Genomic DNA, 12,607 nt, shown 5'->3' with positions numbered 1-12,607 from the left:
CCAAATATTCAAGATCGAGGTGAGCGTTCAGGCACAACAAAAGACCGTAACCACTCCCCTGTACGGGGGGGCGGTTACGGTCTTTTATTCACGTCAGATAATCTCTGCGGGGGTCTTTTACGTCTTAGGGGTTACACCCCTAGTTAGTCTTCTGTGCGGGTGCTTCAGCAGGCTCTTCTGCGACTTCCTCGACGGACTCCGCAGATCCTTCGTCTGCACTGTCAGTAGCCAGAGCCGCGTCCAATCGCTGCACCACAGCGGGGCGGTCATCAAAGCCGCGGCGGGTGCCTCGGGCAGCCTTCGCCTCCATGGTGTACAGCTGCTCACGGTTCGTCAGTACCACCAGGGTCATGGCGTTCAAGCAGACACCCACAATGCACAGAATCCAGCCGATCAGCATGAACCGACCACCGGAAAGCACCGCACCGGAAAGCATCAGGGCAACAGAAACCAGGTACGCCGGGGAAAGCAAAAACTTCGTATTCACTACCGACCTACCTAGCGTGCGTTGGAGCGGGGCTTGGGGGCACGACCCGAACGGGGACGCGAGGGCAGAACGCTCATACGGCCGGGGGCACGATCAACAATCGGCTGAGATTCGGTGGGCTCTTCCTCGCGGACCTCTGCAGTTTCAGCGGGCTCGGTCGCCTCAACGGTTTCAGCAGCCTCAGCGGGAGCTACTTCCTGGTTAGCCTGCGCCGCAGCTTCGTGCTCAACTGCCTCATGCTCAGCAGCTTCACGCTCTTCACGGCGGTGCTCCGAGCGCTCGCGGATGCGGTTCTCAACGGAGGACTCAAGACCGTCCAGGTTGGTCACCAGTGCGGGGATCGGGTCACCCTTCGCCTTACCCACGGACAGCACAAAGGCAAGGACGTTCAGACCCAACGCAAGAATCAGAAGGATCCAGCCGAGCCACAGGAGCCAGGGGTTGGAGGTTCCGATCAAGAGTGCGCCGCAAAAAATCACGCCGAGGGAGGTCAGGTACGCAGGCGAGAGAGTCTTGAAATCCATGTCTACTTTCAATGTGTTCGTGAGTTTGAGAGAGCTAACGTACGGTCACTACGTTTCCTGTCTTATTTTAGGTGATAGTTGAGGCTTAATCTGCTTCTGCCCTTGTCTATCGCCTGTGAGCTAAAGACCAACGGGCTTATCTCGGTGGCGTAGGCAGGGGCAGAAACGTAACGTTCATGCACGCGGTGCAGGTACCGGCTAGGACGTGGGGGTTACCTCGTTGGTGACCAGGGGTGAGGCGGGCGCGTTTTCCACCACGGGGATTGCGCGGGTGCTCAGGGTGCCCTGGTGTTTCTTCCAGAGGTTGTAGCGTTCCATGGCGACCGCGCCGGCTGTCATGGCGGGAAGAATGAACATGCCGGAGGAGCGGATGCTTTCTGCCTGCGCCAGGATGTCCAGCTTACGCACCACGCGGGTCACGTCGTGGGAGTCGTAGCGGTCCTGAGCAGAAATAACCTCGTTCTGCGCGGCGACGAGGGCGGCATCGCGCAGGCGCACGAAGTCGTTCCTCTTGTCCTTAAGCTTCTCCATGTGCTGCTTGTATTCTTCGGGCAGTGCCTCGCTGATTTCGTCGCGGCGGGTAATGGCGGAGCACATTTCCTTCACGCGGGCGTAGGTCTCAGGGTCGGTGGTTGCCTTCGCTTCAGCCTGCAGCGCCTCGAGGGCTGCGACCTGCGCAATCTTGAGCAGTTCGGGTACGGCGGTTTCTTCTTCATGGTTAGCCCGCACGCCAAGGACCTTCACGAGCATGGGCAGGGTCAGGCCGGGTAGCACGAGGGTGAAGAAGAGCACGGAGAGCATCATGACGATGGCGTCCTGGCGGACCTGTTCGGTGCCGTTGACCACGGGGATGGACAGGGCAAGAATCAGGGTCACGAGGCCTCGCATGCCGGACCAGGTCATGATGATAACTTCGGCGAAGCTTTCGGGGGCACCCTCGTGGATGGGGTTCTTGCGTCCTGCCAGCCAGACGATGGTGAACCAGATGAGGCGCACCAGGATGGCGACCAGTGCGACCAGTGCACCGTCAACAAAGAGGCCTGCGGTACGGGAGGGGTCGGCGGTGGCGATGATGCTACTTGCCTGCAGGCCGATGAGGCCGAAGGCGACACCGGTCATGAGCAGCTCAATGATCTGCCAGAAGGAGGTGGAGGAGAGGCGTTCTTCCGCTTCGAGTGCCGCCATGTATTTGGTGCTGGTGAACTGGATAGCGCCAATCACCACGGCAATAACACCGGAGGCGTGCACGCTTTCAGCTGCCAGGTAGGCGCCGAAGGGAATCACGAGGGTCACAGCGTTGCTGGTGACCACGTCGTGGGCGCGCTGGCGAACGTAGCCGCCGAGCCAGCCGAAGATGTAACCAATAATGACTGCCAGGATTGAGCCGAGCACGAAGTCTTTGGCGACCGAGAGCGGCTCGATGTGGTGGCCGCTGGTCATGGAGTGGATTGCGGCGTGGAAGAGAACGATTGCGATAGCGTCGTTGAAGCTACCTTCAGTCTGCAGAGTACCGATGAGGCGGCGGGGAATACCGACGGGCTCAGCGACTGCTTCCACGGCGACGGGGTCGGGCGGGGAGACGGCGGCACCGACGGCAAGGGCGACGGCGATGGTCATGCCGGGGACCCACCACATGGTTGCGCCGGCAATCGCCAGGGCGGAGACGGTGGTGAGCAGAACCGAGTAGAGCAGTACCGATTTCCAGCGGCGGCGCAGGGTACCCCAGGAGAATTTAACACCGATGGCCCACAGCAGCGGCGGAAGGAAGATCGGCAGGATGATGTCACTGTCGATGGTGATGTCCGGTCGGTTGGGGATGAAGAGCGCGGCGGCGCCGAGCAGGGTCATCATGACCGGCCAGGGGAGGTTGAGTCGGTCACCGACGCTGACCATGAACACGGTCGCAATCAGGATGATGACAATAACGGAGAGGTAAAGCATTGGTCCGGTGTTGTTCCTTTCGCGCGGCTAGGGTTAGTCGGCTACGTCTTTCTACTCTACCGGAGGGTCTCATTCCGCTTTTTGGATATGGGGGTTCTGCACCGTTTATTGTGGTGTTGTTTACCTCTGAGCCTAATGCTTTATGTGGCATATAGAGTTTTCCCCTGAATATCCTTGCTTTTCAGCAGGTTATCCAGGGGAAAATTCTATATTTGGAATATATTGCTTGGGGTAGTTACCTCTAGCGGATTACTTAGAGCCGCATCCACCAGCACCACAGCCACAACCGCCAGCGGAGGCTTCCTCGACAACCGGTTCAGGCTCGTCGTGACCACCGCAGCAGCCACCCTTTTCTTCCTTCGGCTCGTCGTGGCCGCCGCAGCAACCGCCACCACCGTGGGAGTGGCCGTGAGGCTCACCGGGAGCTTCAGCGGAAGAACCGCATCCGCCCGAGCCGCAACCGCAACCACCGGCGGAATGTGCCGGCTCCTCGTGGCTACCGCAGCCACCCGAGCCACAGCCACAGCCGCCACCGTCGACCGAGCCGCAGGCGGAGCCGCGTGCATCGCGGTGACCCATGAGATCCACACCCAGGTCGGAGAGGTAACGCAGGTAGCCTGCGAGGGCGTCGCGTCCACCGGTGCCGGAGATGACGATACCACCGTGGCGCAGTGCCTTGAGCACCTCGTTAACCATCGGCCACTGCTCAATGTCGTCGGTAATGGTAATGGCGCTGACCACGTGCATTGCGAGGGAAGTCAGCGAGCGCAGGGACTGTTCGTAGCCTTCGGGCAGGTGAATGACCTTGGCGGGTGCTGCCAGGCGCAGGATGGACAGCACGCGCATCAGCATCATGGGTACTGCATTTTCGGGCAGTAGTACGGTCACGCCGATGGCGGAGGATTCAGCAATACGTTCGATGGTTGCCGCGAGTTCTTCGGAATCGATATCGCGGGAGATATCCAGTACTTCGTAGGAGTCCACGGCGATGGAGCGGGTACCGAGGGCGTCGGCGAGTGCTTCATCTTCGGTGTGGATCGCAATCATGTTGCGGAATTCGTTGCGGCGCACGACGGAGGCTGCCTCGATGAGGGCGAAGTCCTGGCCTTCACCATCCACGAGGAGGGTGTGGATTTCTTCGCGGTTGAGGCCTTCGCCTGCGGTGGCGCGCTCGATTAGTTCAGAAAATGCATTGCTCATACCGAATATTAAACACCTGATTTTGGGGCGTGCGCCCGCGAGGTTTACCTGTCTTGGCGGTTTTGGGCGGTTTAAGACGTGATTTTATGCCGAGAGCGTGGGCGGCTACCTGTTCTGTGCGTGCTGGAGTGGTTTTGGTGGCAAAAGTGCTCGTGAAACGCGAACCGTTCGCTCCGGGTGAGTGAGAATCAACATTGCTTTTTGGGTTTGTGCCGCGTATTTGTGGGGTTTTTGTTTGCCGTGGGGTGCATCTTGCTCACGTTACAGATTTGAACACCCTAAAATGAAAGGGTGGTACTTTCCCGTGAAAAGATTCTAGATACCGCCTACGAGGTCTTGGCGACCTACGGTTTGGCGGACCTTTCCATGCGCCGACTCGCTCAGGAGCTTCACGTGGCTCCCGGCGCCCTGTACTACCACGTGAAGAATAAGCAGCAGCTTCTGATTCTGTTGGCGGATTACATTCTGGCTCGTGCCCCGAAGTCGATGTCTGAGGAGGCTGAGGCGAATCCGGAGGCTATTCGTGCTTCGATGATTCGCCGCGGCGATACGTTGTTCTCCCTGCTGTACCCGATTCGTGAGTGCCCTGAGGTGGTGCGTTTGAGTTTGGCTCTGCACCCGCGTGAGTTGAAGCCTGTGGTGGCTATGGCTCATGAGTTCCAGGCTCTTGGTTTGGGTCATGCGGAGGCGCTACGTCGTGCTCGTTTGTTGACCCATATTGCGTTGAGCCTGGTGGAGGAGTATCAGACTCTGCCGCTGATTTCGCCTCAGGAGGCTGTGGCGAGTGGCGATGTTCCTCTGATTGAGAATGCGTTTAACCGTTACCGCCAGGATCTGCTTTCTGCCATTGACACGATGATGGTGGTGCAGGAGCCTTATACGCAGGATGCGTAATCGCTTAGCCCTTCTTTTGGTTTATTAGTTATGTATGGTGCCCCGTGCCCCCTTGTGGGGGTGCGGGGCTTTTGCGTGCGTTGGTGCTGGCTTCTCTGCCGCGCTCTGATACCGGTGCGGTTTGGCGGCTGAGTCGATGTTCGCTGGTTTTCTGCTTTAGTCTAGAGGTGACACATGCTTGTACCCGGAGTGTATCGGGTGCGCGAAGGGTGTCGTTTATGTTTTAGCGCCCTGTTGGGCTTTATCAGAGGTGTTCCATGTCGATGACCGCTACCGCCCAGTGGGCGGCTCTTCCGGACCATAGCGCAGAGTTTGCGCGTGTGCGTGAGGAGTTTATTACTGCGTATGGTTACGAGCCGGATGGTGTGTGGTCTGCGCCTGGGCGCCTGAATCTTTTGGGCGAGTACATTGATTTTTTGGGTGGCTCGTGCCTGCCGATGCCGTTGCCGTACCGCACCTATGTGGCGGGTGCGTTGCGTCGTGATGGTGTGTTGCGCGCGGCTTCTTTGCAGATGCCCGGCGACGAGCGCACGGTCGTGATTCGCGATATCCAGCCGGGTCATTTAAAGGGCTGGTTCACCTATGTGGCGGGTGTTGCGTGGGCGATGAATCAGGAGGGTGGCAGGGATATTATGCTGCCCGATGAGTTTGGCGCTGACCTGCTGATTAATTCTCGTGTTCCGGTGGGTGGCGGTTTGTCGTCTTCGGCGGCTTTGGAGTGTTCTACGGCGTTGGCGTTGTTGGAGCTCTCGTGTCCGGTGCGTGAGGAGTGCCCGGAGGCGGATGCTACCCCGGCTGATAGTGATGCGTTGCGTGCGCGTCTGGCTCAGGTGTGTATTACGGCTGAGAATAAGATGGCTGGCGCGCATACGGGTGGCCTGGATCAGACGGCGTCGTTGCGTTCGTATCCGGAGCAGGCTCTGGTGGTTGATTTCCGTGATTTTTCGATTGAGCCGGTTGCGGTGGATATTGCTCAGCATGGCTTGAGTTTTTTGGTGATTGATACGAACACTCCGCATGAGCTGACGGATGGTGGTTTTGCGGCTCGTCGTGCGGCGTCTGAGGCGTGCGCTGATGCTTTGGGTCTGCGTTTTTTGCGTGATGCCCTACCGGAGGATTTGTCGTGTGCGGGTATGGATGCGCGTGCGGCAAAGGCGTGGCGTGCTGATTTGGTGGATTCTTCGGTGAATCGTGCCTTGGATGCTCTGGAGGATGCGGGTCGTCCGTGTTCGTTCCCGCGCGGTTGGGTGCGTCATGCGTTCCACGATATGACTCTGGTGGGTCGTGCGAGCTATTTGCTGCAGCACGCTGATGAGTTGGGTTGCGCGGCGTTTGAGGAGACGGGCCGCATTTTCACGGAGTCGTTTGTGTCGATGCGTGATGAGTTGCGTGTTTCTCGCCCTGAGATTGATGATGCGGTGCAGGTGTGCCTGGATCGGGGCGCGTTGGGTGCCCGTATTGTGGGTGGTGGTTTTGGTGGCGCGGTGATGGCGCTGATTCCGACCTCTCGCCTGGAGGCTGCCGCGGATGCGGTGGCGACTGCGTATGCTGTGCGCGGCTATGCGGCGCCTCGTTTTTTGCCAATGGTTGCTGGTTTTGCGGCGTCTCATGATTGGGCTGCGGGCGCTGCTCCTACGGATATTCCGGTGTTGTAGGGTTGGGCGCTGAGGTCTGTCATAAATCGGCGGGGTGTCATAGGGGTGTTTTTTCAGGGGTTTGAACAATATTCTTAGCTGGAAGTTTCCTGCGAGTTTCTGCAATTTTCCTCCGCTCATCCCCCGTAATAACGCGCTGATAAGCCATAATTTTTTGGTCGTTGGTCAAAAGTGGCGCCACGTTTTCTGAGGGTGGTTTTTCTTGCCTTCGCGGGTATGTACACTTATCGACGGACGCAATCCGTGAGCTGTAAAGTTTCGATGCGCATAGTCCGGCATATGGATAGCATCTACACTGGGTTCGACCGTCACATACAAGCCCAGCTTGCAGGTTTCGTCCGCCAAAGCATCACACTCCGATTTCGCCCGTACGGGCGAATCACCCCTCACCAAGAGTGAGGCTTTAGAGCGCGAAAGCGCAGAAAGGAGGCCCCCGTGGGCTTCGATATCAAGGGTACCGTTGAGCAGGGCCTCGACAAGGCTCAGGAAGTCATCAACGAGAAGGCTGGCAAGGAGGTCGTCACCGACGAGCACGTTGCCAAGGTTGAAGAGGTCGTGACCGAGAACGTCTCCAAGCTGACCGAGAAGTTCGGCAAGTAAGGCGACAGCCTCCTTTGGATTGGCGCCCTGCCTCGCCTCCTCGTGGGGTAGGGCGCCATTTCCCTGGGTTTGCATTACAGACTTTCACTCAACGGCTTTCACTCAACATCTCTCTCAAATAATGGGGCGTTCTGCCCCGCCTGGGTTCTTTCATTCACCGACTCACTCGGCATATTGCTCAGCTTCGGTTACCGCATGGTAGCCTGTTTTCACTCTTCTTTTACTCTTACTCAGCACAAGTACTCGCGCTTTCTCGCGAACTGTATACGCCCCGCATCATTGGTCCGGCAACCTTGGTGTGGGGCGTATGCCGTTAATGCGCAGGGTGAAGGCTTCTGCGGGAGTGCTGCACGGGTTGTGGGAGTGCGGCGCGGGCGTTCGCCCTATGAGGACCTCTCCCCCGCCCCTGCACGCTCAGCTATGCTTGATATGTCAACTTATTGAGCTTGCGCCCTCAGGCAGGTTTCAGCGCCTCCTGAAGACCGCGGAGCACCCCGTCTATGGAGGAACTATGTTTGAACGTCAGCAGTCCGATCAGCAGAAGGCACGCGAGGTCATGAAGGATGGCGGCGTCGTCATTTATTGGCGCCCCGGCTGCCCCTACTGCGAGGCTCTGGATTCTAAGCTGGGCGAGCTGGGCGACCACGCTACCTGGGTGAACATTTGGGAGGATCCGCAGGCTGAGGCGCACGTGAAGTCCCTCAACGACGGCAACGCGACCGTCCCCACCGTGGACACCGGCGACACCCACTTTGTGGTCGCTGACCTGGTGAGCCGAAACAAGGTGAAGAAGCTGATTGAGAACACTCTCGACGCTGGCGGCGAGGCTTAAGATGGCTCGCCCGGCGCTGAACCGCGATACGACGGTCTGCATTTCTTTGTCTGGTCGCCCGTCGAATCACGGTATTAAGTTCCACAATTACCTGTACGAGAAGCACGGTCTGGATTACCTGTACAAGGCGATGACCACCACCGATATTGAGGGTGCTATCGCCGGCGTGCGTGCTCTGGGTATTCGTGGCTGCTCGGTGTCTATGCCGTTTAAGCAGGCTGTTATCCCGCTGATGGACGATATGGACCACTCGGCTGCGGTTATTGGCGCAGTGAACACGATTGTGAACACTGACGGCTTCTTGAAGGCGTACAACACGGATGTGATTGCGGTGGCTTCCCTGCTGCGTTCGCATAATGTGGATCCGTCTCTGCCGTTCCTGCTGCGCGGTTCGGGCGGTATGGCTGCGGCTGTGGCTGGTGCGTTCTTTGATGCGGGCTTCTCTCAGGGCATGATTATTGCCCGTAACGAGGAGACTGGCCGTGCGCTGGCTGAGCGTTACGAGTATGCCTGGGCGCCGGAGGTGGGCAACCTGCGAGCGCCGATTCTGGTGAACGTGACCCCGATTGGCATGGCTGGCGGTGAGGAGAGCGAGGAGCTGTCCTACCCGCAGGAGGCTATTGCTGAGGCGCAGGTAGTCTTTGACGTGGTGGCGATGCCCGTTGAGACTCCGCTGGTTCGTGCGGCTCGCGCGGCGGGTAAGGAAGTTATTCACGGCGGTGAGGTGATTGCTCTGCAGGCTGCTGAGCAGTTCCGCCTGTACACCGGCGTGGAGCTCACCCCCGAGGAGGTTGAGGAGGCGGAGGCTCAGGCGAACTAGTTTCGCGCCCGCTGCTTCTTCGCCCCGTGAGGGGCTCGATACGTGAAAGTGCCCGGAAGGTTGATCCTTCCGGGCACTTTTTATTTTCTCCGGTACATAGCACCGGAATTTTTTGTAATTACACACACCCTGGTATTTAAGGTTTTCCACATCTGTGGAGAAATCTGGGGAAAACTCTTACACCCATGTAATTCACCCTATGTAATTCGGTTGTTTTAGCCTGTATCCACAGGTTTTTAACATGTACTCACAATCGTGGAATTACACGAATGTAGTTATGCACAGTGTGGAAAACCTCTGTGGATAACCCTTTTCTGCGGCGGATTTCCGCGGGTTTTCGGGTTCAATACCTTCCACTGAGCCACTGCTGCGGGCTTTGCTGCGGCGGCTGAGAGGACTCAGGCTTCTTCACGAACGGGATAATCAGCAGGGTTGCTAGTGCGCCACTGACAAGACCGCCAAAGTGTCCCGCGTGGGAAATATTCGGGTGGAAGAGGCTCTGCACCACACCAATGCCAATGAGCAGAATAAAGAGGCGCGCTGTGTCCTTCTGCCTCCTGAGAAGCAGGATTACGAAGAAGGCACCGTAGAGGCCGTACACACCACCTGAGGCGCCCACGGCACCACGAGAGTAGTCGAAGAGGTACACACTGAGGCCAGCACCCAAGGTAGCGGCCATATATACGAAGAGGAACTTCCAGCGCCCCATCATGCGTTCGAGAGATACACCGAAGATGAAGAGGTAAATCATGTTCCACACCATATGCATCGGGTCATTCTGCGAGTGCACAAACCCGTGCGTGATCAAGCGGTAGTACTCACCATGGTGAACACGGGGACCCGACATCATGCCGAGGTTGTACATCCAACGGAATGGGATGATTAGTTGCAGACCGTACACCACGACGTTAATCAGAATGAGCGTGTACGTAATATGCCAGTGACGGGCGATGAAGGAACGCTTCGGGCTCGAGGCGCCTCCATTGAGGTCACGGTAGCATTCGGGGCAGACTACACCCGCATCCTGTGCCGTCTGGCATTCGCCGCAGACGGTGCGGTTGCAGCGCCCGCACTGGGCGTAGCTAACGCGGTCGGGGTGGTTGACGCAGACCGTTGGGCTCTGCCCGTAGTTCATGTAGTTGGGAAAGTTCTCCACTGACCCTCCAAAGATTTTTGTGCCGGATTTTCCGAAGATTTTCTGCGGATTTTCAGGCTTAGTACCTGCCGTTTTGCCATTGCTGCGGGCTCTGCTGCTGAGGAGGCTCGGGCTTATCCACAAGCGGGACAAACAGCAGTGTCAACAGCACACCACCGACAAAACCACCCGCATGGCATGCGTGGGAAATATTCGGGTTGAAGAAGCTCTGAACCACACCAATGCCGATAAGCAGCATAAAGAGGCGCGCCGTGTCCTTTTGCTTCCTAAGAAGCAGGATCACGAGGAAGGCACCGTAGAGGCCGTACACGCCGCCTGATGCGCCCGCCACGCTCGTTGAAGGAGTCAGCACGTGCACGCCGAAGGCACCAAAGACGATTGAGCCCAGGTACACCACAAGGAACTTCCAGCGCCCCATCATACGTTCGAGAGATACACCGAAGATGAAGAGGTAAATCATGTTCCACACCAGGTGCATCGGGTCGTTTTGTGAGTGCAGAAAACCGTAGCTGATGAGGCGGTAATATTCACCGTGCTGAACATAGGGCCACCACATCATGCCGTGGTTGACCATCCACCTATTCGGGATAATCTGCTGCAGACCGTACATCGCGACGTTAATCAGAATGAGCGTGTACGTAATGTGCCAGTGGCGCGCCAGGAACGAGCCTTTTGCCTTCGAACCCTGTGCTTTCGAGCTACCACCGGTGAGGTCGCGGTAGCAATCGGGGCAGACCATGCCCACATCCAGAGCTACCTGGCATTCGCCGCAGACGGTGCGGTTGCAGCGCTTGCACTGGGCGTAGCTAACGCGGTTGGGGTGGTTGACGCAGACGGTGGGAGTCTGCCCGTAGCCTGCGTAGTTGGGAAAGTTCTCCACTGAACCTCCAGGGGTTGTGTACAGGATTATCCGAAGGTGGTGTGCGGGGGATGGCGCGCGTGGGCATATAAGCGCAGGGACCCACCGGAAGAATCCTGGCGGGCCCCTGAACTATACGTGTTTTCTCAACACCTTCAGCAGAATGCTCGTATGAGCCTTCCGATGGGGTTTATTAGAGCTTTTCGATGTCGATCGAGGAGATGACAACGTCCTTGACCGGGCGGTCCTGGAAGCCGGTCTCAACGCTCTCAATAGCGTCAACAACCTTCTTGGATGCCTCGTCGGTAACCTCACCGAAGATGGTGTGGCGACCGTTCAGCCAGGGGGTCTCAACGGTGGTGATGAAGAACTGAGAACCGTTGGTGCCGGGGCCTGCGTTAGCCATTGCCAGCAGGTAGGGCTTGGAGAAGGAGAGCTCGGGGTGAATCTCGTCCTTGAACTGGTAGCCGGGGCCACCAACGCCCATGCCCAGGGGGTCGCCGCCCTGAATCATGAAGTCCTTGATGATGCGGTGGAACACGACGTCCTTGTACAGAGGGGTGTTCATGATTTCACCGGTGCGGGGGTGCTTCCACTGACGGGAGCCGTCAGCCAGGCCGATGAAGTTCTCAACAGTCAGCGGTGCGTGGTTGCCGAAGAGATCGACGACGATGTCACCGTAGTTGGTGTGGATAGTTGCCTTAGCAGTTGCATTAGTCATGGCTCTATTGTGGCACGGGGCGGCGCTCATTCGCCATCTAACATGTTTTTTCGCCCCGGGCGCACCGTTGGGCGGGCTTTTTGGGCGGGAATTGAATATCCTGAGAGGTGAACACTACGCGCGCTGCGGCGTTTTCTGGCCGCTGGCGCATTTCAACCGATGGAGGTCACCCCATGTTCTGCTGCAAGAAGCGCAAGGCACGCAAGGCTGCTAAGGCTCAGGCTGTTGTCTCTTCCCTGGCTGCTGTTGAGTCCGCGCTGGAAGGCAAGACCGCTGAGATGTTCGCTGAGAAGCTGACCGGCAACAAGAAGGCTCTGAAGAAGGCTCGTAAGGCTACCGCGAAGACCGTTCGCGCCGCTGAGAAGGAACTGGCTCGTATTGAGCGTAACGGCGGCAAGCGCCCCCGTAAGGGCCTGGCATTCCTGGGCCTGCTGGTTGCTCTGGGTGTTGCAGGCGCCGCAGCCTACAACGCAGCTCGTCCCGTGGAGGACCCCTGGAAGAACGCATAAGCGTTCCCGTATCCTTCCTTCTCTGAGGCATTCTAAAGATAGCTTTCTGAGGCGCCGCTAGCGGCGTGAGGGAGTGCTTTATGAGAGATAGCCGCCCGCTAGAGTTTTACTCTGGCGGGCGGCTATTGTTTGTTCTTTTTTTGGGGGAGGAAAAAGGAGAGAGGAGGCGCTACAGATGCTACAGATAGAGTGCTGAATCTCCCCGGGTGCACCCTGCGGTATTTTTCTGACATACCCGGATATACAAAGAACCCCATGTCTTTCGACATGGGGTTCTCGGTTCAAAAATAAACCGGCGATGACCTACTCTCCCACACCCACAAAAGTGCAGTACCATCGGCGCGAAGAGTCTTAGCTTCTGGGTTCGGAATGGAACCAGGCGTTTCCCTCTTGCTATAATCACCGGAAA

At 57.8% G+C, this 12,607-nt stretch carries 13 protein-coding genes and 1 rRNA gene; 6 read left to right on the top strand and 8 right to left on the bottom strand.

The window, feature by feature from the left end:
- Window positions 1–139: 139 nt before the first annotated feature.
- The 4 genes from O3649_RS07465 to O3649_RS07450 form a co-directional block, all read right to left on the bottom strand.
- The gene (locus tag O3649_RS07465) at window positions 140–487 is read right to left on the bottom strand and encodes an ATPase (RefSeq protein ID WP_371573559.1); all 348 of its coding nucleotides are present in this window, start codon (window positions 485–487) and stop codon (window positions 140–142) included.
- 11 nt (window positions 488–498) lie between these two features.
- Window positions 499–1,011, bottom strand: coding sequence for a hypothetical protein (locus tag O3649_RS07460; protein ID WP_070737406.1), 513 nt, complete (start codon window positions 1,009–1,011; stop codon window positions 499–501).
- A 198-nt stretch (window positions 1,012–1,209) separates the two neighbouring features.
- Window positions 1,210–2,952, bottom strand: coding sequence for a cation:proton antiporter (locus O3649_RS07455; RefSeq protein ID WP_371573556.1), 1,743 nt, complete (start codon window positions 2,950–2,952; stop codon window positions 1,210–1,212).
- A 249-nt stretch (window positions 2,953–3,201) separates the two neighbouring features.
- Window positions 3,202–4,152 (bottom strand): biotin synthase, encoded by a 951-nt coding sequence (locus O3649_RS07450; protein WP_070633562.1) that lies wholly within the window; start codon window positions 4,150–4,152, stop codon window positions 3,202–3,204.
- A 291-nt stretch (window positions 4,153–4,443) separates the two neighbouring features.
- On the opposite strand from O3649_RS07450, the gene O3649_RS07445 reads away from it, so the two are divergent.
- The 5 genes from O3649_RS07445 (at window position 4,444) to O3649_RS07425 (ending at window position 8,953) form a co-directional block, all read left to right on the top strand.
- A complete protein-coding gene (locus O3649_RS07445; protein WP_070633559.1) occupies window positions 4,444–5,046 on the top strand; it encodes a TetR/AcrR family transcriptional regulator in 603 nt (200 codons plus the stop codon).
- A gap of 257 nt (window positions 5,047–5,303) precedes the next feature.
- A complete protein-coding gene (locus O3649_RS07440) occupies window positions 5,304–6,701 on the top strand; it encodes a galactokinase (RefSeq protein WP_371573553.1) in 1,398 nt (465 codons plus the stop codon).
- Window positions 6,702–7,136: 435 nt separating this feature from the next.
- Window positions 7,137–7,301, top strand: coding sequence for a hypothetical protein (locus O3649_RS07435; protein WP_005504128.1), 165 nt, complete (start codon window positions 7,137–7,139; stop codon window positions 7,299–7,301).
- Between the two features lie 511 nt (window positions 7,302–7,812).
- Window positions 7,813–8,133: a glutaredoxin domain-containing protein gene (locus O3649_RS07430; protein ID WP_060824126.1), complete on the top strand. Its 321-nt coding sequence runs from the start codon at window positions 7,813–7,815 to the stop codon at window positions 8,131–8,133.
- Between the two features lies 1 nt (window position 8,134).
- Window positions 8,135–8,953, top strand: coding sequence for a shikimate 5-dehydrogenase (locus tag O3649_RS07425; protein WP_005504124.1), 819 nt, complete (start codon window positions 8,135–8,137; stop codon window positions 8,951–8,953).
- A 343-nt stretch (window positions 8,954–9,296) separates the two neighbouring features.
- On the opposite strand, the gene O3649_RS07420 is transcribed toward O3649_RS07425, so the two are convergent.
- The 3 genes from O3649_RS07420 to O3649_RS07410 all read right to left on the bottom strand — a co-directional run bounded on the left by O3649_RS07420 (window position 9,297) and on the right by O3649_RS07410 (window position 11,689).
- The gene (locus O3649_RS07420; RefSeq protein WP_371573549.1) at window positions 9,297–10,109 is read right to left on the bottom strand and encodes a rhomboid family intramembrane serine protease; all 813 of its coding nucleotides are present in this window, start codon (window positions 10,107–10,109) and stop codon (window positions 9,297–9,299) included.
- A 58-nt stretch (window positions 10,110–10,167) separates the two neighbouring features.
- Window positions 10,168–10,989, bottom strand: coding sequence for a rhomboid family intramembrane serine protease (locus O3649_RS07415; protein ID WP_371573546.1), 822 nt, complete (start codon window positions 10,987–10,989; stop codon window positions 10,168–10,170).
- Between the two features lie 172 nt (window positions 10,990–11,161).
- Window positions 11,162–11,689 (bottom strand): peptidylprolyl isomerase, encoded by a 528-nt coding sequence (locus tag O3649_RS07410; protein WP_219100311.1) that lies wholly within the window; start codon window positions 11,687–11,689, stop codon window positions 11,162–11,164.
- 173 nt (window positions 11,690–11,862) lie between these two features.
- Between O3649_RS07410 and O3649_RS07405 the strand changes: the two genes are divergently transcribed.
- Window positions 11,863–12,198, top strand: a complete 336-nt coding sequence (locus O3649_RS07405; RefSeq protein WP_049345994.1) for a hypothetical protein — start codon at window positions 11,863–11,865, stop codon at window positions 12,196–12,198.
- Window positions 12,199–12,488: 290 nt separating this feature from the next.
- On the opposite strand, the gene rrf is transcribed toward O3649_RS07405, so the two are convergent.
- Window positions 12,489–12,605 (bottom strand): 5S ribosomal RNA (gene rrf, locus O3649_RS07400).
- Window positions 12,606–12,607: the final 2 nt, after the last annotated feature.

It is taken from the genome of Rothia sp. 27098_8_29, from assembly GCF_041432785.1.
GTDB classification, from domain to species: Bacteria; Actinomycetota; Actinomycetes; order Actinomycetales; family Micrococcaceae; genus Rothia; species Rothia mucilaginosa.
Note: the sequence above shows the minus strand (reverse complement) of the source record. Positions and strands in the feature narration are given on the sequence as shown.